General features: G+C 70.0%; 15 protein-coding genes and 1 pseudogene. 8 read left to right on the top strand and 8 right to left on the bottom strand.

What is annotated here, in order from left to right:
- Window positions 1-34: 34 nt before the first annotated feature.
- On the bottom strand, window positions 35-1,489 hold the full coding sequence (locus OG352_RS22375) for a hypothetical protein (RefSeq protein ID WP_329219247.1): 1,455 nt from the start codon (window positions 1,487-1,489) through the stop codon (window positions 35-37).
- A gap of 115 nt (window positions 1,490-1,604) precedes the next feature.
- A pseudogene (locus OG352_RS22370) lies at window positions 1,605-1,940 on the bottom strand (PP2C family protein-serine/threonine phosphatase); the annotation flags it as partial.
- A gap of 151 nt (window positions 1,941-2,091) precedes the next feature.
- Here OG352_RS22370 and OG352_RS22365 point away from each other — a divergent pair.
- The 3 genes from OG352_RS22365 to OG352_RS22355 all read left to right on the top strand — a co-directional run bounded on the left by OG352_RS22365 (window position 2,092) and on the right by OG352_RS22355 (window position 4,859).
- A complete protein-coding gene (locus OG352_RS22365; protein WP_329219245.1) occupies window positions 2,092-2,538 on the top strand; it encodes a hypothetical protein in 447 nt (148 codons plus the stop codon).
- A gap of 274 nt (window positions 2,539-2,812) precedes the next feature.
- Entirely contained in the window at window positions 2,813-3,718 is a 906-nt protein-coding gene (locus OG352_RS22360) for a hypothetical protein (RefSeq protein ID WP_329219243.1), read from the top strand.
- 163 nt (window positions 3,719-3,881) lie between these two features.
- A complete protein-coding gene (locus tag OG352_RS22355) occupies window positions 3,882-4,859 on the top strand; it encodes an endonuclease/exonuclease/phosphatase family protein (RefSeq protein WP_329223918.1) in 978 nt (325 codons plus the stop codon).
- A 36-nt stretch (window positions 4,860-4,895) separates the two neighbouring features.
- Here OG352_RS22355 and OG352_RS22350 read toward each other — a convergent pair whose 3' ends face one another.
- Entirely contained in the window at window positions 4,896-6,986 is a 2,091-nt protein-coding gene (locus OG352_RS22350) for a PhoX family protein (protein WP_329219241.1), read from the bottom strand.
- Window positions 6,987-7,932: 946 nt separating this feature from the next.
- Between OG352_RS22350 and OG352_RS22345 the strand changes: the two genes are divergently transcribed.
- On the top strand, window positions 7,933-9,561 hold the full coding sequence (locus OG352_RS22345) for a VWA domain-containing protein (protein WP_443072493.1): 1,629 nt from the start codon (window positions 7,933-7,935) through the stop codon (window positions 9,559-9,561).
- A gap of 136 nt (window positions 9,562-9,697) precedes the next feature.
- A complete protein-coding gene (gene metG / locus OG352_RS22340) occupies window positions 9,698-11,305 on the top strand; it encodes a methionine--tRNA ligase (RefSeq protein ID WP_329219237.1) in 1,608 nt (535 codons plus the stop codon).
- A 68-nt stretch (window positions 11,306-11,373) separates the two neighbouring features.
- Here the strand turns inward: metG (OG352_RS22340) and OG352_RS22335 are convergent, their stop codons facing one another.
- Window positions 11,374-11,811 (bottom strand): PIN domain nuclease, encoded by a 438-nt coding sequence (locus OG352_RS22335; protein WP_329219235.1) that lies wholly within the window; start codon window positions 11,809-11,811, stop codon window positions 11,374-11,376.
- Window positions 11,808-12,017, bottom strand: a complete 210-nt coding sequence (locus OG352_RS22330) for a type II toxin-antitoxin system VapB family antitoxin (RefSeq protein WP_164312127.1) — start codon at window positions 12,015-12,017, stop codon at window positions 11,808-11,810. The genes OG352_RS22335 and OG352_RS22330 overlap by 4 nt, the downstream gene beginning before the upstream one ends.
- 121 nt (window positions 12,018-12,138) lie before the next feature.
- Here OG352_RS22330 and metG (OG352_RS22325) point away from each other — a divergent pair, with 121 nt between their 5' ends.
- The gene (gene metG, locus OG352_RS22325; RefSeq protein ID WP_329219229.1) at window positions 12,139-13,854 is read left to right on the top strand and encodes a methionine--tRNA ligase; all 1,716 of its coding nucleotides are present in this window, start codon (window positions 12,139-12,141) and stop codon (window positions 13,852-13,854) included.
- A gap of 65 nt (window positions 13,855-13,919) precedes the next feature.
- Here the strand turns inward: metG (OG352_RS22325) and OG352_RS22320 are convergent, their stop codons facing one another.
- Complete coding sequence (locus OG352_RS22320; protein ID WP_329219227.1) at window positions 13,920-15,200, bottom strand: RNA-guided endonuclease InsQ/TnpB family protein; 1,281 nt, start codon at window positions 15,198-15,200, stop codon at window positions 13,920-13,922.
- A 23-nt stretch (window positions 15,201-15,223) separates the two neighbouring features.
- Between OG352_RS22320 and tnpA the strand changes: the two genes are divergently transcribed.
- On the top strand, window positions 15,224-15,652 hold the full coding sequence (gene tnpA / locus OG352_RS22315; RefSeq protein ID WP_329216173.1) for an IS200/IS605 family transposase: 429 nt from the start codon (window positions 15,224-15,226) through the stop codon (window positions 15,650-15,652).
- 196 nt (window positions 15,653-15,848) lie between these two features.
- A complete protein-coding gene (locus OG352_RS22310; protein ID WP_329219225.1) occupies window positions 15,849-16,331 on the top strand; it encodes a hypothetical protein in 483 nt (160 codons plus the stop codon).
- A 67-nt stretch (window positions 16,332-16,398) separates the two neighbouring features.
- Here the strand turns inward: OG352_RS22310 and OG352_RS22305 are convergent, their stop codons facing one another.
- Window positions 16,399-17,550 (bottom strand): glycoside hydrolase family 19 protein, encoded by a 1,152-nt coding sequence (locus tag OG352_RS22305; protein ID WP_329223917.1) that lies wholly within the window; start codon window positions 17,548-17,550, stop codon window positions 16,399-16,401.
- 87 nt (window positions 17,551-17,637) lie between these two features.
- Complete coding sequence (locus OG352_RS22300) at window positions 17,638-19,815, bottom strand: RICIN domain-containing protein (RefSeq protein WP_329219223.1); 2,178 nt, start codon at window positions 19,813-19,815, stop codon at window positions 17,638-17,640.
- Window positions 19,816-20,071: the final 256 nt, after the last annotated feature.

Here is a 20,071-nt window from a genome sequence, read left to right as displayed (position 1 = left end):
GTCGGCGGCCGTCCCGTTTCCCGTCGCTCACCCGTCATCTCAGGGTCTGCAACTGCTCCAACTGCCGTAGCTGCTGCCGGACATGGTCGAGCGCGCCCACCCGCCGGCCGGGCACCCGGCCCCGCAGCTCCGCGAGCGCGGGCCCCAGCTCACGGGCACGGTCCGCGCTGCCGATCCGCCCCCACTGGTGATGCGCCCGGTCCACCGCCGCCTCCACGGCAGGCGCGTCGACCGGCTGCCCGGCCGCCAGCCGAGCGACGGCGACCTCCATCCACGTACGGCAACTGCGCGCCGCGTCCCCCGCGAACATCGCCAGATCCGCCCGCACCTCGGCCCAGTGCAACGCCTCCTCGGACCCACGCCCGTGCGCGACGGCAGCAGCCTCCTCCCACCACGCCGCAATCCCGTCGGCCTCGTCATGCCGCCCGGCTTGAACGGCGACGGAGATGGCGGAGTGGGGGTCGCTGCCGCCAGCCGGCCCGGCCGGGGACCCTTGAGGACGAGGCGGCGGCTGCCATCCCGAACCCTCACGCCGGTCCGCATCATCCAGCCCGTCCGGTGCGTGAGGCCGAGGCGGCTGCCATCCCGAACCCCCGCCCACCCGCTGGGCGCCTTCCTCACGCCGGTCCGCATCTTCCAGCCCGTCTGGGGGTCCCCCCTCTGGGGGAGATTGAGGACGAGGCCCGTTCAGGGCCGACAGCGGGGGTCTGGGGGCGGCAGCCCCCAGGGGATGGATGGGGGTCCCCCCGCTCGAGCGAAGCCGAGAGTGGGGGAGGGCAGGGGCGGCGGGGGCGGAGAAAACCAGGCCCCCCACCTCCCCCTCACCCCCGATCCGAGCCAACGCCATCTGATGCAACTGCTCCATCCCCGGCCGCCCCCCACTACGCAATATCGTCGCGACCGCCTTCATGTACGAGGGCGACGCAACCCCCCTCCGCCCCCGCGACGACGCCGCCGCCGCGACCCGCCCGTACATGGCAACCCCGACCCCACACCCCAGCCCCTCCCCAGCCGCAGCTTCAGCTTCAGCCCCAACCGCAACCCCAGCCCCATCCCCCCGCAACCACTCCCACGTCTCCGCGTCCGCCCGCAGATCGAGCACCACGGTCGTCGTCGCCCCGCCCGCCCGCAACCGCAGCTCCTCCCGCAACCAGTGCCACGGCAACGCCGTATACCGCACGGTCGACGCCGTCGTACGAGCCAGCGCCAGATGCGGCAGCCGCTGCCGCCGGTCGAGCTGCAACTGCCCGGCGACGAAGATCGTCAGCGGCCCCGGCGCAGCCGCGGCGGCCCGCAGCCGGGTCAGCACGGCCTGCGGCTCCAGCGGATCGGCGAGCTCGACGACGTTCGCGGTGTCGGTGCCGGCCAGCACGGAAGGCGGCACGGCCGCCAGCACGGGGAGCACGGAGGCCGCGTCCACCAGACACCCCTTGCCCACGGGTGAGGCCGCGAGCAGCAACACGGTCCCGGGCACGGTCCCCTCCTGCATGGTCCCCTCCCCTCTCGATCACGTACGTCGATACGTCGGTACGTAGGTACATGGCTACGTCAGCACCGTAACCGCTGCCGCTGCGAACGGGGGCGTCAGGAGACCTCAGCAGACCTCAGGAGGCGCTTCCCGGGACTCTCCGCACCGCGAAGACCGTCGTGTCGTCGGCGAGCCGTCCCCGGCAGTGCCGCAGCGTGCCGTCCCGGACGAAGGCCACCAGACGGGCGGGCTCGGCCGTGCGCGGATCGCGGGCCAGCGCCGCCGCGACGTCCTCGGCCAGCGGATAGAACTCCCCGGCGCCGTCCCGCGCCTCGGTCACCCCGTCGGTGACCAGCAGCAACGTCTCACCGGGATCGACGGCCGCCCGCAGCACCGGCGGCGGCCCGTCCCGCCCGAGGAGCTCGCCGATCCCGAGCGGCACCCCGTCCCCGTACGGCAGCGCCCGTACCCCCTACGCCGGACTCCATGGCCCCAGCGAAACACGCGCCGAACCGCCCCGCATCCGGGAACCCACGCACAACCCATCGCATCCGACTTGCCACGGCCCCCTTCCAGGTGTGGTCTGGAAGGCGGGACGGGGGCGAGGAGAGAGGAGCCCTCTCATGACTCTTGCGGCACCGGCGTCGGCCTGGCGGACCCCGTCCGCACGGTCCCGTACACCCGACGTCTTCAGCGAACGGACCCACCGGATCGCGCGGTGGGCGGTACCCGTCACGCTCGGACTCGTCTACGGCTACTGGGTCGCGGCCAACAACCGCTCGGGCGGCCCGATCACCGGCTGGAACCTCCTGCTCGGCTTCGTGAGCGCGTTCGTGTTCGCGGCGCTGTGGATGGGCGTCCACGCCCTGGCCCCGCTCATGCGGCGTGAACTGCACGCCCTGGTGTGGACGGCGTTCGCCGGCTGCGCCTTCGGCTTCCTCTACAGCGAGACCGGCGCGAGCGTCCTGCGCTCGACGGGCATGGCCCTGACGGTCTCGGCGTTCGTCTTCGCGGCCCTGTTCTACAGCTACTACACGCACGAGGACGCGGAGGGACACCGCGTCCGCTGACGCTCACACGAGGGCCCCGGCGTGGTGACGCCGGGGCCCTCGCGTTCCCTCATCCCTCCACTCACCGGCTGACCGGAGCCCACACTCCCAGCCACCCGACGAGGATCCTGAAGTCCTGACGTCCTGACGTTCCTTCTCCCCACAACCAGGAAACACCCGTTCGGGTGAACCCTCCACCGGAGGAGGTCCGCAGGCGGCTCACCGGCCGGCCACGGGCCACTCATGTGGCCCCGCCCCACTCGCGCCCCCGGCCCCCACCCCGTTGCCTGGAACCGTGTCCCGAAGCAGCCTGCGGACCGCCGTCTCGGCCGTCCTGATCGCCCTGTCCTGCCTCCTCGTGCCGTTCGGCACGCTGGCGGCGTGGGCGGCGTACGACCTGACGGACACCGGCCGGTACGTCACTACGATGGCGCCGCTGGCCGCCGACCCGGCCGTGCGCGACGCGGTCGCGGACACGGTGGGCGACGGCGTGGCCCGCGAGGCGGGCGTCGAGGACGGCGCGAACCGGCTGTTCATCCGCGACGCCGTCCGCTCCTTCACCGCGACCCGTGCCTACCGCACCGCGTGGGACGCGGGCAACGAGGCCGCGCACACGGCCGTGATGCGAGCGCTGAACGACGACAGCACCGGCCGGGTGACGCTCGACCTCGCGGCCGTCACGACCCCCCTCAAACGTCGACTCACCGCCGACCACGTCCCGTTCGCCGAACGCGTCCCGGTGGAGCACACCCGGGTGGCGCTGGCGTCGGCCGGTGAACTGACCGCACTCCGGAAGGGCTACCACGTGCTCGACGTGGCAGGTTTCTGGCTGCCGCTGGCGGCCGTCGTGTTCGCGGTGGCCGGTATCGCCGTGGCGGCCGTCCGCCGCCGGGCGATCACGGCGACGGCCCTCGGCACGGCCCTGGGCGGCGCGTTCCTGGGCGTGGCCGTCGCGATCGGCCGCCACCTCACCCTCACCGACCTCCCCGACGCGACCCACCGCCCGGCCGCCGCAGCGGTCTACGACGCCCTCACCACCACCCTCCGCACAGCCTCCTGGCTCCTCCTCGCCCTGGGCCTGACCGTGGCAGCGGCGACCTGGCTGACCCACCCCCACTCCCCGCCGACCCGCCTCCTACGCCGCCACCGACCCCCCACCACCCCGGCCCCGCCCCCGGAGCCGACCCGAGTCGAGGCCTGACCACACCCGGCACCCGACGCTCGGCGCGAGCCGACGACGTGGCCCACGTGCCGGACCTGGAACGGCCGACGGCGGACGGCCGACGGAGTTCAATGAGGCAGTGGGGGCCTTCCTGGCCCGGGTGGACGCCAAGTACGTCCAGTACATCCACTACGGGGGTCGGATGAGCGTGGCCAGGTGGCGGGGGCGGGTTCTCGGTGTCTGGGGGGCGGGGATGGCGCTGGCCGGGGTGAGTGTGGTCGTCGGGTGCCGGGCGGCCGATGCCGACGGTGTCACGCCCGTACCGCAGTTGCTGGCCTTTCTGCCGTGGCTGATCGTGCCCGCCGGGGTCGGCATCGTCCTCTCGGTGCTCGCCCGGTGGTGGAGCGGGCTGCTGTGGGGAGTCGTCCTGGCCGGGCTGCTCGCGTGGTTCGTCGGGCCGTACGAGGCGGCGACGGCGGGCGGGGAGCCGGGTGGGGCGGTGGTCGCCGAGCTGCGGGTGCTGACGTCGAACGTCGAGTTCGGGTGGGCGACCGGCGCCCTGATCCCGGTGATCCGGCGCGAACGGCCGGACATCGTGTTCGTGGAGGAGTGCGAGTACACCTGCCAGGCGGCCGTGCGGCGCGAACTCGGGGGTGCGTACCCGTATCGGCAGGCCGTCGCGGGGGACTCCTCCGTCGGGTCGGTCGTCCTCAGCCGGTTTCCGTTGCGGCCCACGGCCACCGTGCCCGGCAGCATGGGCATGCCGGGGGCGGTGGCCGACGTCGACGGGCACGCCGTACGACTCCAGCTCGCCCACCCCAAGCCCCCGCTTCCCGGCCAAGTGGACCTGTGGCAAAGAGAGTTGGGGCGGTTGCGCAACTTCGCGGACCGGTACCGGGGCACCGGTCCGCTCATCCTCGCCGGGGACTTCAACGCCTCCCAGGACCACGCCGTCTTCCGCCGCGTCCTGGACACCGGGCTGCGCGACGCGGCCCGCCTCGCCGGGGCGGGCCGCGAGCCCAGTTGGCCGAGCCGCACCGCGCCCGTCTTCGGCGCGCAGATCGACCATGTGCTCGTCTCGGCGGAGTTCGCGGCGAGCGACGCCCGCTTCCTCCACCTCGACGGCACCGACCACCGCGCCCTGCTGGTGAACCTCACCCTCCACCAGCGTCACGGGTAAGGGACTACGGGGTTACGGGGTTACGGGGTTACGGGACTACACGCCGATGTCGTCGCCGTCCGCGCGCCACACGGCGACCACCGACGGGCGGACGATCTTCCCCGCGCCGTCCGGCCAGGTGCTCGCCGGCTTCTCCACCGAGGCGCCGTCGGCCTCGCCCGGGTGCTGCACGGCGACCAGCACCCGCCGGTCCTGGATGACGGGGCCGCAGGTCTCGGCGCCGTTCGGCACGGTCAGGAACTGCTTCAGCTCACCGCGCCGCGTGCCGCGCGTGGCGACGCCGAACAGTCCGTCGTGCGAGCCGAGTTGGCTGCCGTCGGTGGAGATCCACAGGTTGCCGTGCGGGTCGAAGGCCACGTTGTCCGGGCAGGAGATCGGGCTGACGTCATCCTTGGGGAAGCCCGCGAAGTACGTCGCCGGGTCGTCGGGGTCGCCCGCGACGAGGAACAGCGACCACGCGAAAGTGACACTTTCCGGCCGGTTGTAACGTTCCGTGAGCTCGAGGATGTGCCCGTGCTTGTTCGCGTTGCGCGGGTTGGCCTCGTCGGCCTTGGCGTTGGCGCCGACACCGCGGTTGGTGTTGTTGGTGAGGGCGACGTACACCCTGCCGGTGACGGGGGACGGCTGGATGTCCTCGGGCCGGTCCATCTTGGTCGCGCCGACCTTGTCACCGGCGAGGCGCGTGAAGACGAAGACCTCGTCGGCGCTCATCCCCTCGACGTGCGAGACGGCGCCCTCGGCGGTCGCGGTGGCGAGCGGGATCCACTCGCCGGCGCCGTCGAACTCACCGTCGGCGGGCAGCTTGCCGGTGCCGTCGATCTCTAGGGCGGGGGAGTCGCCGGTGAGCCGGGCGACGTAGAGGGTGCCCTCGTCGAGAAGGGAGAGGTTGTGCTCGCGGACGGCCCGGCTCGACCCCTTCTTCATGCGCTTGCTGCCGACGAACTTGTAGAAGTAGTCGAACCGCTCGTCGTCCCCGGTGTAGACGACGGGCCGCCCGTCGTCCGTGAGCCGCACGGTCGCCGCCTCGTGCTTGAAGCGGCCGAGGGCTGTGTGCTTGCGGGGCGTGGACGTCGGGTCGTACGGGTCGAACTCGACGACGTACCCGAAGCGGTGCACCTCGTTCGGCTCCCGCGCGACGTCGAACCGCTTGTCGAACCGCTCCCACTTGCGCTCGGTGGCGGTGGTCCCGATGCCGTACCGCTTGTCGGTCGCGCGGCTGCCGCCTGCGAAGTACTGGTTGAAGTTCTCCTCGCCGTGCAGCGTCGTGCCCCAGGGGGTGGTGCCGCCGGAGCAGTTGTTGAGCGTGCCGAGGACCTTGGTGCCGGTCGGGTCGACGGACGTCTTCAGCAGGTCCGACCCGGCGGCGGGGCCGGTGAGCCGGAACTCGGTGGTGGCGGTGACCCGCCGGTTGAGGTGGTGCCGGGGGACGGGCGTCAGCTTCCCCGTCCTGCGGTCCTCCTCGACCACGACGGCGGTCAGCCCGTGCGCCGCCCAGGCGACCTCGACCTGCTGCCGGGTGGGGTTCGCGGGGTCGTAGCCGCGGAACATCAGAATCTCGTTGGTGTACTCGTGGTTGGCGACCAGCAGTTGCCGGTCGCACTCACCGGGGAGCGGCAGCAACGCCAGGAAGTCGTTGTTGTACCCGAACTGTCCGGCCTGGGCGGCAGCGGTCTGCTTCTCCGGGTCGAACACGGGCGCCCCGCGCAGAATGGGCTCGCCCCAGCGGATGACGACGTTCTGCCGGTACCCCTCCGCAACGGTGACCGCGTCGGCGGTGTTCGGCGCGACAGCGGCGAACCGAAGCCCACGGGCGCTCTTGCCGGACGGTTTCCCAACCGGTTTCCCCGAGGGTTTCCCGGCCGTCGCCGCCTGCGCGGCCGGGCCGGCGGCAGCCGACCCCACCCCTGCGACTCCGGCGGTGGCCGCGACGGTGACGACGGCGGCGGCGCGCATCATCGCCCGCCGTCCGAGCGCCCCGACGATGACGTCACCCACGTAGGCGTTGTCACTGGTGTTGGGCACCTCGTGGAAGCAGGCGTCACCACACCGGAAACGGCAGGTCATGGCGGATCGCCCGCCGGGATGCGAGCCGGACGGAGTCCCGATGATCGGCAGTAGCTTGCGCACCTTTACTCTCCCCTTGCGTGCCCTTGGTATGAACGTGACGTTAGGGGCACGCGCGTGCGGAAGAGCTTCGTTCAGATGAACGGAGGGCGAATCCCCGGCATCTTGCAGGAAGTTGACGGGAAAGCCGGCCAGAAGCCGACGGCAGGCCGATCGGCGAGTCGATCAGGTGATCGATGTGGCCGAGAGGCGGTGTTGACACACCCTGCTTCCCCACACTCACCCCTGCCCAAGATCACCGCCCAGGGCCGCTAACCTTACGTGTCCGTCCTGGCCAGGGATTGACGGGCTTCAACTCACGCGAAGGGTTGCGCACATGGGCATTCTCACTCTCCTGCGGAACGCGTTCGGGCGGTCCCGCAAGGGGCGTACCGCCGAGGCAGAGGGTGCGGAACAGGTTCCTTCGCAGGAACAAACCGCTCCCGAGGAACGGGAACGGGCACAGACAGTGACCGCCCCGGCACCAAAGCCGGAACCGACGGTCCCGTCCCCGTCCCCCGAACCCACCCCGAAGCCCACCCCCTCGGCCCAGGTCCCGGAACCCCGCCCGGCAACCGAGGACGAACACGACCTGGTCGCAGCAGCCTTCGACAACGTAACGGTCCCCAAGCCGACAAAGTCAACGGAGGACACGGAGACGACGCCTGCGGCGGAGGAGGCGGAGCCGACGACAGCGGCAGCCGAGGCGAAGCCGGAAGCTGAGGCGAAGCCGGAAGCTGAGGCCGAGGTGGCCGAGCCGGTGCCAGCGGCGGTGGCGGAGGAGCCGACGGCGGCAGCGGAGGCAGCAGTCGCCGAACCGACGACGGACGCCAAGGCGGAGCCGGAGGCCGAGGCCGAGGCCAAGCCCGCGGTGGAAGCCGAGGCGGAGCCGGAGGCCGAGGAGCCCAGGGTGGCCGCCGAGGCGGAGCCCGCGCCGGAAACGGTGACCGAGACCGTCGCCTCCGACGCCGTGTCCGAGCCGGACGCAGCCGCAGTGGCGGAGGAGCCGACGGCGGCAGCGGAGGCAGCAGTCGCCGAACCGACGGCGGACGCCAAGGCGGAGCCGGAAGCCGAGCCCGCGGCGGCGGAGTCCGCGCCGGAAACCGTGGCCGAGACGGTCGCCGCCGACGCCGGTTCCGAGCCGGAGGCCGAGCCCGTGACCGAGGAGCCCGCACCGGATGCCGCCGCCGAGCCCGTCGTCCCCGAGGCCCAGCCCGAGCCCGAGGCAGCCGCAGAAGCGGTTGAGCCGAAGGCCGAGGCGACGGCTGAGGAGCCCGAGCCGGAAGTAGTCACCGAGTCCGCCGTCCCCGACGCCGAGCCCGAGGCGGAGGCATCCGCGCCCGAACCGGTCGCTGAGCCCGAGCCGGACACCGCGCCCGAGCCGGACGCAGCCGCAGCCGCAGCCGCAGCCGCAGCAGAGCCGGTCGCGGAAGCGGAGGCCGAGCCCGCTGCCGAGGAAGAGCCGCAGGTCGAAGCCGGTTCGGAGCCGACGGGCACCGTGGAGCAGGCTGACACCACCCCCGAGCCCGAAGCCGAGCCCGAGCCGGTCGCGGTCGCCGAGGAGCCGGCCGCCGAACCGGAGCCCGCTCCCGCATCGGCCACCGAAACGGAGCCCACTCACGCCCCGGCCACCGAACCGGAGCCGGCCCTCGCCCTCGTTCCCGCCCCGGCCACCGAGTCGGACCCCACGGCCACCCCCGTGACCGCGGCGGAACAAAGCGAGCCCACCCCCGTGACCGCGGCGGAGCCGACCGAGGACGACGCTCCCGCCCCTGTCGCCACCCCCGCAGCAGAACCCACCCCCACCCCCGCAGCCGAGGCGACCGAGCCCGCAGCCGCCGACGGCGAGGACGCCCCGCAGGGGCCACCCGCGGCCGACGACGAAAGCAGCACGGGTGGTGCGGGTGGGGACACGGCGGCCGAGGGCGAAGCCGAGGCGACCGACCTGCCCAGCCAACCCCCACTGCCCGCCGGCCTCGCGACCGCCTACCAGGCAGCCGCGACCGTCCTGGAGAACACCCGCCTCACCGGCACCCGTGCCAACGTCTACCTCGTACTCGACCGCTCCGCGTCCATGCGGCCGTACTACAAGGACGGCTCCGCCCAGTCCCTCGCCGAGCAGACCCTCGCCCTCGCCGCCCATCTCACCCCGGACGAGACGACCGTCCACGTCGTCTTCTTCTCCACCGAGCTGGACGGCACCGGCGAGCTGACCCTCCCCGAGCACGAGAACAAGATCGACGACCTCCACGCCGGCCTCGGCCGCATGGGCCGTACGAGCTACCACGCGGCCGTGGAAGCCGTACTCGCGCACTACGACGAGAACGCCACCCCCGGCACCCCCGCCCTCGTCGTCTTCCAGACGGACGGCGCCCCGGACGCGAAGACCCCGGCCACCCAGTCCCTCACGGACGCCGCGAAGTCCCACACCTCGGTGTTCTTCTCGTTCGTCGCGTTCGGCGACCACGACAACAAGGCCTTCGACTACCTCCGCAAACTGAAGACCGACAACACGGCCTTCTTCCACGCGGGCCCGACTCCCCTCGAACTCACGGACGCGGAACTCTACGACGGCCTCCTGATCGACTGGCGCCCGTAACAACGCCCGACAGGGCCCGGCTGTACCCCGGGCCCTGTCCCCGTAATCCTCCCGCCCGTACCCCGCCCGTACCCCGCCCGTACCCCGCCCGTGATCGGCGTGAGTCGGTCTTCCCCGGGCCAGTAGGATTTCGGCCATGGCGGCCACTGGATCCGAGAAGCAGGGCGGGAAGGCGTACTACGTCTCCACCCCGATTTATTACGTCAACGACGCTCCTCACCTGGGCCACGCCTATACGACCGTCGCAGGCGACGTACTCACGCGCTGGCACCGTCAGCGCGGCGAGAGGGTGTGGTACCTCACCGGCACGGACGAGCACGGTCAGAAGATCATGCGCACCGCGGAGGCGAACGGCGTCAGCCCGCAGGAGTGGGCGGACAAGCTCGTCGACGAGGCCTGGAAGCCCCTCTGGGAACACCTGGAGATCGCGAACGACGACTTCATCCGCACGACGGAGAGGCGTCACACGGACCGTGTCCAGGAGTTCGTCCAGGATCTCCACGCCAAGGGCGAGATCTACAAGGGCGGCTACGAGGGCCCGTACTGCGTGGGCTGTGAGGAGTACAAACTCCCCGGCGACCTCATCGAGGCCGAGGACGGCACGAAGCTGTGTGCCATCCACAAGAAGCCGGTGGAGATCCTCAAGGAGGAGAACTACTTCTTCAAGCTCAGCGAGTACGGCGAGAAGCTGCTCGCCCACTACGAGGCGAACCCGGACTTCATCCAGCCCGAGTCCGCGCGCAACGAGGTCGTGAACTTCGTCCGCCAGGGCCTCCAGGACCTCTCCATCTCCCGTTCCACCTTCGACTGGGGCGTCCCGGTCCCGTGGGACGACAAGCACGTGATCTACGTGTGGATCGACGCGCTGCTGAACTACGCGACGGCGGTCGGCTACAACGAGAACCCGGAGAAGTTCGGGAACACCTTCCCCGCCGACGTGCATCTGGTCGGCAAGGACATCCTCCGCTTCCACGCGATCATCTGGCCCGCGATGCTGATGGCGCAGGACCTCCCGCTGCCGGGCAAGATCGCGGCCAACGGCTGGCTGATGGTCGGCGGCGAGAAGATGTCGAAGTCGAACCTGACGGGCATCAAACCGCAGGACCTGACATCCCACTTCGGTGTGGACGCGTACCGCTGGTACTTCCTGCGCGCCATCGCGTTCGGCCAGGACGGCTCGTTCTCCTGGGAGGACTTCTCCGCCCGCTACACGAGCGAGCTGGCGAACGACTACGGCAACCTCGCGTCGCGCGTGGCCGCGATGGTCGGCAAGTACTTCGGCGGCACCCTGCCGGAGGCGACGGCCGCGGGCGATGCGGAGAAGGCGATCCAGGACGGGCTGGCGAAGGCCGTCGCGGAGGCCGACCGGCGGATCGGCGACGACGTGGACTTCCAGGGCGGCATCCTGGCGATCTTCGACTTCGTGAAGCAGGTCAACGGCTACATCACGGAGCAGGAGCCCTGGAAGGTCGCGAAGGACGATTCGCCGGAGGGCAGGGCCCGCCTGGCGACGATCCTCTACACGGCCGCGGAGGCGCTCCGCGCGGTGGCCGTGCTGCTCAACCCGGTCATGCCGGACACCTCGCAGAAGCTCTGGGACTCCCTCGGCGCGGACGCCGTTCTCGGCGCGCTCCCCGACCAGAAGGTCGCCGACGCCGCCTCCTGGGGCCGGCTCCCGGCGGGCGCGACGATCACCAAGGGCGCGGTGCTCTTCCCGCGCCTGGAGGAGAAGCCGAGCGCGTAGTCACGAACGAACGTGAGCGTGGACGTGAGTGGGTATGACCGGGGCCCGGTCATACCCACTCGCTGTTCTCAGGACTCGGGCTCGGGCTCGGGCTCGGGCTCGGCCAGCCAGACCGTCGGCTGGCCCGTACGGCCGGCCACGGTCTCGAAGTCCCGGTCGTGGTGGAGCAGGGTCAGGCCCGCCAACTCGGCCGTGGCGGCGACGAGCAGGTCGACCGGCCCGGCCGAGCGGTGCTCACCGTTGCCGGTGAGAAGCTGCTGAACCTCGCGGGCGCGCTGATAGATGCCGTCGGGCATCAGGGTCCAGCTGAACAGTTGGCGCAGCTCCTCCTGAATACCTTCACGGTCCGCTCGCCCGCGCGCGGAGAAGAGGATCTCCAGCTCGGTCAGATCGCACAGTGCGACCAGCCCGTTGTCGAGCACCTGCCCCCATCGCTCGTCGTACGCATCGCTGCTGAGCAGACGCACGGCGGCCGAGGTGTCGATCAGATACGAGAGGTCACTCACCGGCGGTAGTTCCTCTTGTCGAGAAGGATGTCGAAGTCACCGCGCGCCCCCCTCTCGCGGAGCTTGGCCAGCGCTATGGCCCGGCTGCGCCGCTTGGCGACTTCCAGCAGCGCGGTGTTGACGGTGTCCTTCTTGGTCTTCGTGCCCAGCAGGACCTGGGCCTCCGCCAGAGCCTCGTCGTCGACCTCGATGAGCAGCTTCGACATGCCAGACCTCCCCACATATATAAGCGCACCTCAAGTATATACGGGCGCGCCTGCTGTCCACTCGCGGCTACGATTCCAAGGTTCGCGAAGCAGCAGGAAACCAACCCGGGAGCAGCCCGCAATGGCTCGACACCTCATCACCAGCGCCCTTCCCTACATCAACGGGATCAAGCACCTGGGCAACATGGTGGGGTCCATGCTCCCGGCGGACGTGTACTCCCGCTATCTCCGCCAGCGCGGCCACGACGTCCTCTACATCTGCGCGACGGACGAGCACGGCACCCCGGCCGAACTGGCGGCGAAGGCGCAGGGCATCCCCGTAGCCGAGTTCTGCGCGCAGGCGCACGACGCGCAGAAGGCGGTCTACGACGGCTTCGCGCTCGCCTTCGACTACTTCGGCCGGAGTTCGAGTCCCCAGAACGTCGAGATCACCCAGCACTTCGCCCGCCGTCTCGACGAGAACGGCTTCATCGAAGAGCGCGCGATCCGCCAGGTGTACAGCCCCGCCGACGGCCGCTTCCTCCCGGACCGCTACGTCGAGGGCACCTGCCCCCACTGCGGCTACGACAAGGCCCGCGGCGACCAGTGCGAGAACTGCACCCGCGTCCTGGACCCGACGGACCTGATCGACCCGCGCTCGGCGATCAGCGGCTCCACGGAGCTGGAGGTCCGGGAGACCAAGCACCTCTTCCTCCTCCAGTCGAAGCTCCAGCACGAGGTCGAGGAGTGGGTCTCCCGCCACGAGGCGGACTGGCCGCAGCTCGCGTCCTCCATCGCCCGCAAGTGGCTGACGGAGGGCCTGCACGACCGCGCGATCACCCGCGACCTGGACTGGGGCGTCCCGGTCCCGTCGGACACGTGGCCGGAGCTGGCGGCGGACGGCAAGGTCTTCTACGTCTGGTTCGACGCCCCGATCGAGTACATCGGCGCGACGAAGGAGTGGTCGGACCTCGACCCGGCCACCCGTGACTGGAAGTCGTGGTGGTACGACGTCGACACCGACGTCCGCTACACGGAGTTCATGGCGAAGGACAACGTCCCGTTCCACACGGTGATGTTCCCGGCCACGGAGCTCGGCGTCCGCGAGCCGTGGAAGAAGGTCGACTACGTCAAGGCCTTCAACTGGCTGACGTACTACGGCGGTAAGTTCTCCACGTCCCAGAAGCGCGGCGTCTTCACCGACCAGGCCCTCAGCGTCCTCCCGGCCGACTACTGGCGCTACTTCCTCATCGCCAACGCCCCCGAGTCGGACGACTCGTCCTTCACCTGGGAGCACTTCACGGCGACGGTCAACAAGGACCTCGCCGACACCCTCGGCAACTTCGTCAACCGCGTCCTGTCCTTCTCCAGGAAGCGCTTCGGCGACGAGGTCCCGGCGGGCAGCGCGCCCGGCGAGGCGGAGGCGAAGCTCGGCGGGCAGATCGCCGGCCTGCTCGGCGAGTACGAGCAGCAGATGGAGTCCCTCCAGTTCCGCAAGGCCGCCGCGGCGCTCCGCGCCCTGTGGTCCGCGGGCAACTCCTACCTGGAGGAGAAGGCCCCCTGGCTGGAGATCAAGACGGACCAGGAGGGCGCGGCCCTCACCCTGCGCACGGCGATGAACCTGATCCACCTCTACGCGGTGGTCTCGGAACCCTTCATCCCGACGACGGCGAAGACCATGCGCGAGGCGTTCGCCCTCACGGGCGACACGGCGACCTGGGTCACCGTGGACGAGGCGAAGGCCCTCGCCTCCGTCCCCGCCGGCACCCCCTTCACCGTCCCCCCGGTCCTCTTCGCCAAGCTCACGGACGAGGACCTGGAGAACTACAAGGAGCGCTTCGGCGGCACCGAGGCCTGACGGCTCTCCTTCGGCTGCGTAGAAGCATTGAAGTGCTCTCCCGGCTGAAGCCGGGAGATTCCTGCTTACCTTGCGGCAGCGGGTTTGACGTGCTTCGCGCGCCTGACGACTGCCCTCCCGGCAGCCGGGATGAGCGCGTGGCCCATCCGGTACAGGTGCAAGACGTTGCGGGCTGCGTTGTGGTCGGCGTTGCCCGACCAGCCGCAGTCCGGGTTCTTGCATACGAACACGGCCTGGCTCTCCCGGCTCCCGGGCGTGATGAAACCGCATGCGGAGCATCGCCGGGACGTGTTGGGGGCCGGGACCTGGTGGAGGGTGCCGCCATGCTGGGCGGTCTTGTAGGTCAGCATCGTGACCGTACGGCCCCACGCTTCGCCGCTGATGGAGCGGTTCAGCCCGGACTTCTGGGCAACGTTGTTGCCCGGCTCCTCGACGGTGCCCCTGGCCGACTTGACCATGTTCGTGATGGTGAGTGCTTCGACCACGACAGTGCCGTACTGCTTGGCGATGACGGTGGTCGTACGGTGCTGCCAGTCCAGGGCCCGGCGCTTGGCTTTCGCGCGGAGTCCTGCGATCTGGTCATAGGTGCGATGCAGTCGGTGGCTGGTGCGCTCGCCGGGCTTGCGGTGCTGCTTACGCCGCGAGGCGCGCTGCTCCAGGTGCGAAAGCCTGGCCTTCTCCTTGGCGGTCAGCCACTCGCCGTGCCCGTGGGTTTCGCCGTCGGAGAGGGCGATGGGCACGTTGATCCCGACGTCGATGCCGACTTCGGGGCCGGTGTGGGGTTCGGGCTTGATCTCAAGGGTCTGGACGCGGAAGGCGATGTGCCATCCGAGCGCGTCCTTGACCAGCCGGGCCCCGGTGATCCGGTTCTGTGCGCCTGCGTGCTTGCCCACCGGCAGGTCTTTGGTCCAGCGGAAGCGGACCCGGCCCACCTTGGGAATGTTGGCCATGCCCCAGCGTCGGTGCACGCGGACGATGTTGAGGTCACGGCCCTGCGGGATGTCCACCGACATCACCGACCGGAACCGGCCCTTGAAGTTCGGTGCGTCCGCCCGCCCTTCCCAGCAGTTCTTCCACGCCTGGAAGTACGTCTTGAGGACCGCTTGCGCGGCCTGGGCGGGGAGGACTGCCAGGAAGTCGATGTCCTGACGGGCTTGCCGGATCGCGGCGTCCGCGTGTCCGAGCGTCCGCTTCTCCTTCGGCATCATCTGCCACCACGCGTGCAGACAGTTCCACATCGTGCGGGCGGCGTGCGCCTGGTCGTCCGTCTTCAGCACCTCGGCAGGCGACAGCGCAAGCCGGGCACGGTGCCCGAACTGCCGCTTGACCAGGGTGTCGTGATTCACAGCCGGGAGTTTAGCATTGGTTTATGTCACCGCGCTGGAACCCTAATCCCGATGTCAGAACCGGTCGCCATGTTGTCTACAACCTGCACGTTCACTTGGTTTTTGTCACGAAGTACCGGCGGAAGGCGTTCACCGACGCCATGCTTACCCGCACCGAAGAGATCATGCGGGAGGTCTGCGACGACTTCGAGGCCGAGCTGAAACAGTTCAACGGCGAACAGGACCACATCCACCTGCTCGTGCACTACCCGCCCAAAGTCCAGCTCTCCAAGCTGGTCAACTCCCTCAAGGGCGTCAGCTCGCGCCGACTCCGCCAGGAGTACGACGCGCATGTCCGCCGGTACCTGTGGGGCGGACACTTCTGGTCCGGCTCCTACTTCGCCGGATCATGCGGCGGCGCACCGCTCACCGTCGTCCGCCAGTACATCGAGAACCAGCAGCGACCCACCTGACCCTCACCACGCAGACGCAGAGAACTCCGGCGCTCCGCGCCTCCGTACCAAGGATGCGCCTCACCTCCGCCCTAAAGGACGGAGCACTGCGCAAGATCAGAGGTAGAAGGAGAAGTGGAAGGAGAAGATGTAGAGGAAAAGGCGTAGGGATTACCTCGGCTTCGGCATGTTCTTGCCAAGCCGTATGGTTTCCGCCATGGAGGTCCCCGAGGTCATCCCGATCGCCTACCAGCCGAAGCACCGCACCGAGTCCATCGGACGGTACGCGGACGGCCAGTTCCTCGCGTCGGTCACCTACGCCTTCCCCCGGGGTTTCCGCCTCGACGACGGCTGGGAAGAGCACAAACGCCTCTACACCGTGCTGCACACCTTCGACGCCGAGGGCCACTACCGCGACTCGGACATCTGGTGCGCCGGCACCTGGGCCGAGCAGCAACGCGACCCGCACAGCGAGCACTCGGTCCTCACCCGCGCCCGCGTCCGCCTGGCGACCCTGCTGCGCAGCCTGCCCCGCCGCGCCTACACGGACATAGCGATCCGCCCCTTCCAACTCACCTACGAGAACGTCCAGTTCGGCCTGGTGATCAGAAAGGACGACGCCGAAGGCGAGGACTGGGCCGAGCTCTACCCGGACCGCCTCGCCTTCTTCGCACCGTGGGACGGCGCGTACGACACCTGACGGTCCGAGGGTGATCAGGACATGGTCACCCTCGGACGAAAGCCGGCCGCGTACGCCCGTGCCCGCCTCAGCAGTACAGGTTGCCGCCCGTCGGCACCCCGAGGATCGAGGTGAACCGGTTGTAGGCGTCGACCCGGCTCTGCACCCCGTCCGGGGCCCTGCCGTCGCACTCAAGGGCCCCGTTGATGGAGCGGATCGTCTCGCCGAAACCGGCGCTGTTGACCATGGCCTCGTGCGGCGTCATCGTGCCGGGGCCGTTCTGCGTGTTCCAGTACCAGAGGCCGGTCTGCCAGGCGATGGCCGCATCGGTCTCCAGCAGCCAGGGGTTGTTGAGCAGGTCGACCCCCAACTGGTCGCCCACCGCCTTGTAGTTGAAGTTCCACGACAGCTGGATCGGACCGCGGCCGTAGTACGACGACTGGCCGGCCGGGCAGCCGTACGGCTGGCTGAAGTCGCAGTAGTTGGGGTAGTTGGCGGTGTTCTGCTCCACGACGTACACCAACGCGCCCGTCTCGTGGTTGACGTTGGCGAGGAAGGCGGCGGCCTCCTGCTTGCGTACCGTGTCGCTGCCGGTGTTGGTGAAGCCCGGGTAGGCGTTCAGCGCGGCGATCAGACCGCTGTACGTGTAGAACGGGTTCCGGTTCGGGAACATGTCGTTGAACTGCGCCTCGGTGACCACGAACCCGGACGGGGTGGTACCGCCGCCGCCCCCGCCGCCTCCGCCGCCCGCGGGCGCGTTCCACTTCTGGTTCGCGCCACCGGAGCAGGACCAGATCTGGAGCCGGGCGCCGTTGGCGCTGGTGTTGTCGCGGACGTCCAGGCACTTGTCGGCGGCCGGGTTGACGATGTCGTGCGCCGGGGAGACGACCCACTGCTGGTTGGAGCCGCCGGAGCAGTCCCACAGCTGGACCGCCGCGCCGTCGGCGGTGCCGCGGTCGGCGATGTCGAGACACTTGCCGAGGGCGCGCAGGGTGCCGTCACCGGAGTTGGACCAGATCTGGGCGTTCGAGCCGTTGCAGTCGTAGAGCTGTACGGCCGTGCCGTTGGCGCTGCCGGCGCCCGCCACGTCGACGCACTTTCCGGCGAGGCCGGTGATCGACCCGGAGGCGGCGTGCGCGGGTGTCGCCGTGGACAGCGCGGTGAGCACGGCGGCGACGACGGCGAAGACCGTGAAGCCGCCTCTGCGGCCTGTGCGGCCCGTGCGGCGCGGCAAGGACATGAGGGTTGCGGACATGGTCGTGCGCGCTCCTTAGAGTGGGGGTGCGGAGGCCGCCCCTCGGGCAAGGGGCGGCCAAGAGGCGGTGGCTTACGGGTAGTTGGTCAGAGTGGCCACGTTGTTGAACGAGGCGGCCGAATCGCCCGTGCGGTTGGCGACGTGCCAGATGCTGCCGACGCCGCCGAGGGAGACCGTCACCATGTTCTGGAAGCGCACGCCCGGGCGGTTCGGCGACTCGATGGCGTGCTCGGCGGCCACGCTCGGGTTGTCCTGGAAGAAGCAGTAGCTGCCCAGGCCGTAGGCCTGGTGGCTGGTGACCGAGTCGGCGACCTTGTAGGCGGCGTAGCCCAGCGTGGAGCCGTTCATCCAGGCATCCTGGTTCGGCGGGTCGTACGGCATCTCGTTCTGGTAGAAGAACGTCTTGCCGCCGTTGCCGTTCCAGATGGTCTGGTACTTCTGGAAGTGCTCGACGAACAGGCCGTACATCGTCACGTCGTCACCGTTGACGATCAGGCCGGTGTCCGCGGTGTTCCTGTCCCAGCCGACGCCGTCGCCGTGGTCGGCGCGCCAGATCCAGGTGTGGTCGCCGATGACGTTGTCGCTGTTGACGACGAGGCTCGTGGTCGCCTTGCCGACGCCGGCGCCGCCGACGCGGAAGTACACGTCGTGCAGGGAACTCGGGTCGGCCGCGTGGGAGGCGGAGGAGCCGGCCGCGCCGACCTCCAGCAGGGAGGGCGAGTTGGTGGTGCCGGCGTCGAAGAGGACACCCGCGATCTTCACGCCGTCGACGTCGGCCACCTTCATCGCGGTGATGCCGTTGTCCGGGATGAACGTGGCCAGGCCGAGACCCAGGACGACCGTGTCGGCGCGGTTCACCTGGAGCGTCTGGTTCAGGTGGTACACGCCCGGGGTGACCAGGAGGTTCTTGCCCGCCGCCAGCGCCGCGTTGACGGCCGAGGCGGTCGCGCCCGGCTTCACCACGTAGAAGCTGTTCAGGGACAGCGAGCTGCCGGCGGGAGTGCCGTCCGCCCAACTGGTCGCCGTGGAGTTGGTGCGCACGGACGGCACGAACACCTGGTAGGCGCCGTTCTCGTCGATGTAGAGGAACGGCTTCTCCCGGCCGACCGGGCTCTGCGCGACCGTCGTGTACGGCGGGTTGGGGAAGCTGTTGCCCGGCACGCCCTGGCTGCCGACGAAGACCTGGTTCCAGTTCTTACCGGTCCAGCTGCCGAGCTGGGAGTTGCGGGTCAGCCACTGCTGCTGGCTGCCGGAGTCGACCTGACCGTCGATCTTGCTGTCGGCGAGCAGACCGCCGCTCGACCAGCCGTTGTCGTCCAGGGCGAGGTTGCCGCGCAGGTGCATACGCCGGTACGGCGCCGCCTGCGAGACCGCCCAACGGTCGTTGCCGTTGACCGGGTTGACCGAGAGGTTCTCGGCGCCGCGCCAGAAGTTCTGCGTCGCGTTGCCCTGGAACCAGTCGGCCTCCGCGTGCACCGCCCCGTTGACCGTCACCGCGTCCGGCGACAGACCGAGCCCCGCGACCTGCGTGTAGAAGCCGACGTTGACGTCCGCGCTGTAGGCGCCCGGCTTGAACAGCACGGCGTAGCGCTCGGAGCCGAACTGGTTCGTCTCCTGCTGCGAGAAGATGCCGTCGAGCCGGTTCTGGATCGTCGAGGACGCCATCGACGGGTCGAATATCACCACGTTCGGGCCGAGGTCGGGGTTGACCGTCGACTGGGCCACGGGCGTCACCTGGAACCGCTGGGCCGCCGTCCCGTTGCAGGTGTACTGCGCGAACTGCACGCTGTCGGCGGTCGAGGCCGCCGGGTCGTCCAGGCACTTGCCGCTGTTGCGGTTGACGAAGTGGTAGGCGCCGCCGCCCTCGTGGACCGGCAGCCACTGCTGGTTGGGACCGCCGCCGTACTCCCACAGCTGCATGGGCGCGCTGTCGGCCGTGGACACGTCGGTGACGTCCACGACCTGGTTGGTGTTGTTGCGGTTGTTGATCCGGACGTAGCCGTCGCCGGTGCCGGTGAAACCCCACTGCTGGGCGGTGGTGTTGTTGCAGGAGTACTGCTGCACGGCGGTGCCGTTCGCCGTGGAGGCCTCGCGGGCGTCGAGACAGCGGCCGCTGGCGGCGTTCATGACGGTGGCGAAGTCGCCGGGCAGCGCGGCCGACGCCGGTGCGGGTGCGACGGCGACCAGCGAGGCGGCGGCCACGGTGACCGTCGCCGCGAGCGAGACGACTGGGGACAGTGGTCTGGGCATGGGTGTGGAAGGGCCCTTCGTGGCGGGGACGAGTGAGGGACGGATGACGCGTTCGGCTCGTGAACGCCGATCACCGAAGCGAGACGATGCTCTGGCATGGTCCGGTCAAGTCGAGAGGACCGTAACCCACCCCTTGTGCAGAACTTGTGCGTCTCTTGTGACTTCCCTGCCGCACATGCTCTGGCCTGGGCTGAGGGCCTGAGGGTCTGGCGGCCCACACCCTGGGCATACTCCACGAGCGCCGTTTCAACGGCAA

The sequence above is a fragment of the Streptomyces sp. NBC_01485 genome, assembly GCF_036227125.1.
Taxonomy (GTDB): domain Bacteria; phylum Actinomycetota; class Actinomycetes; order Streptomycetales; family Streptomycetaceae; genus Streptomyces.
Note: the sequence above shows the minus strand (reverse complement) of the source record. Positions and strands in the feature narration are given on the sequence as shown.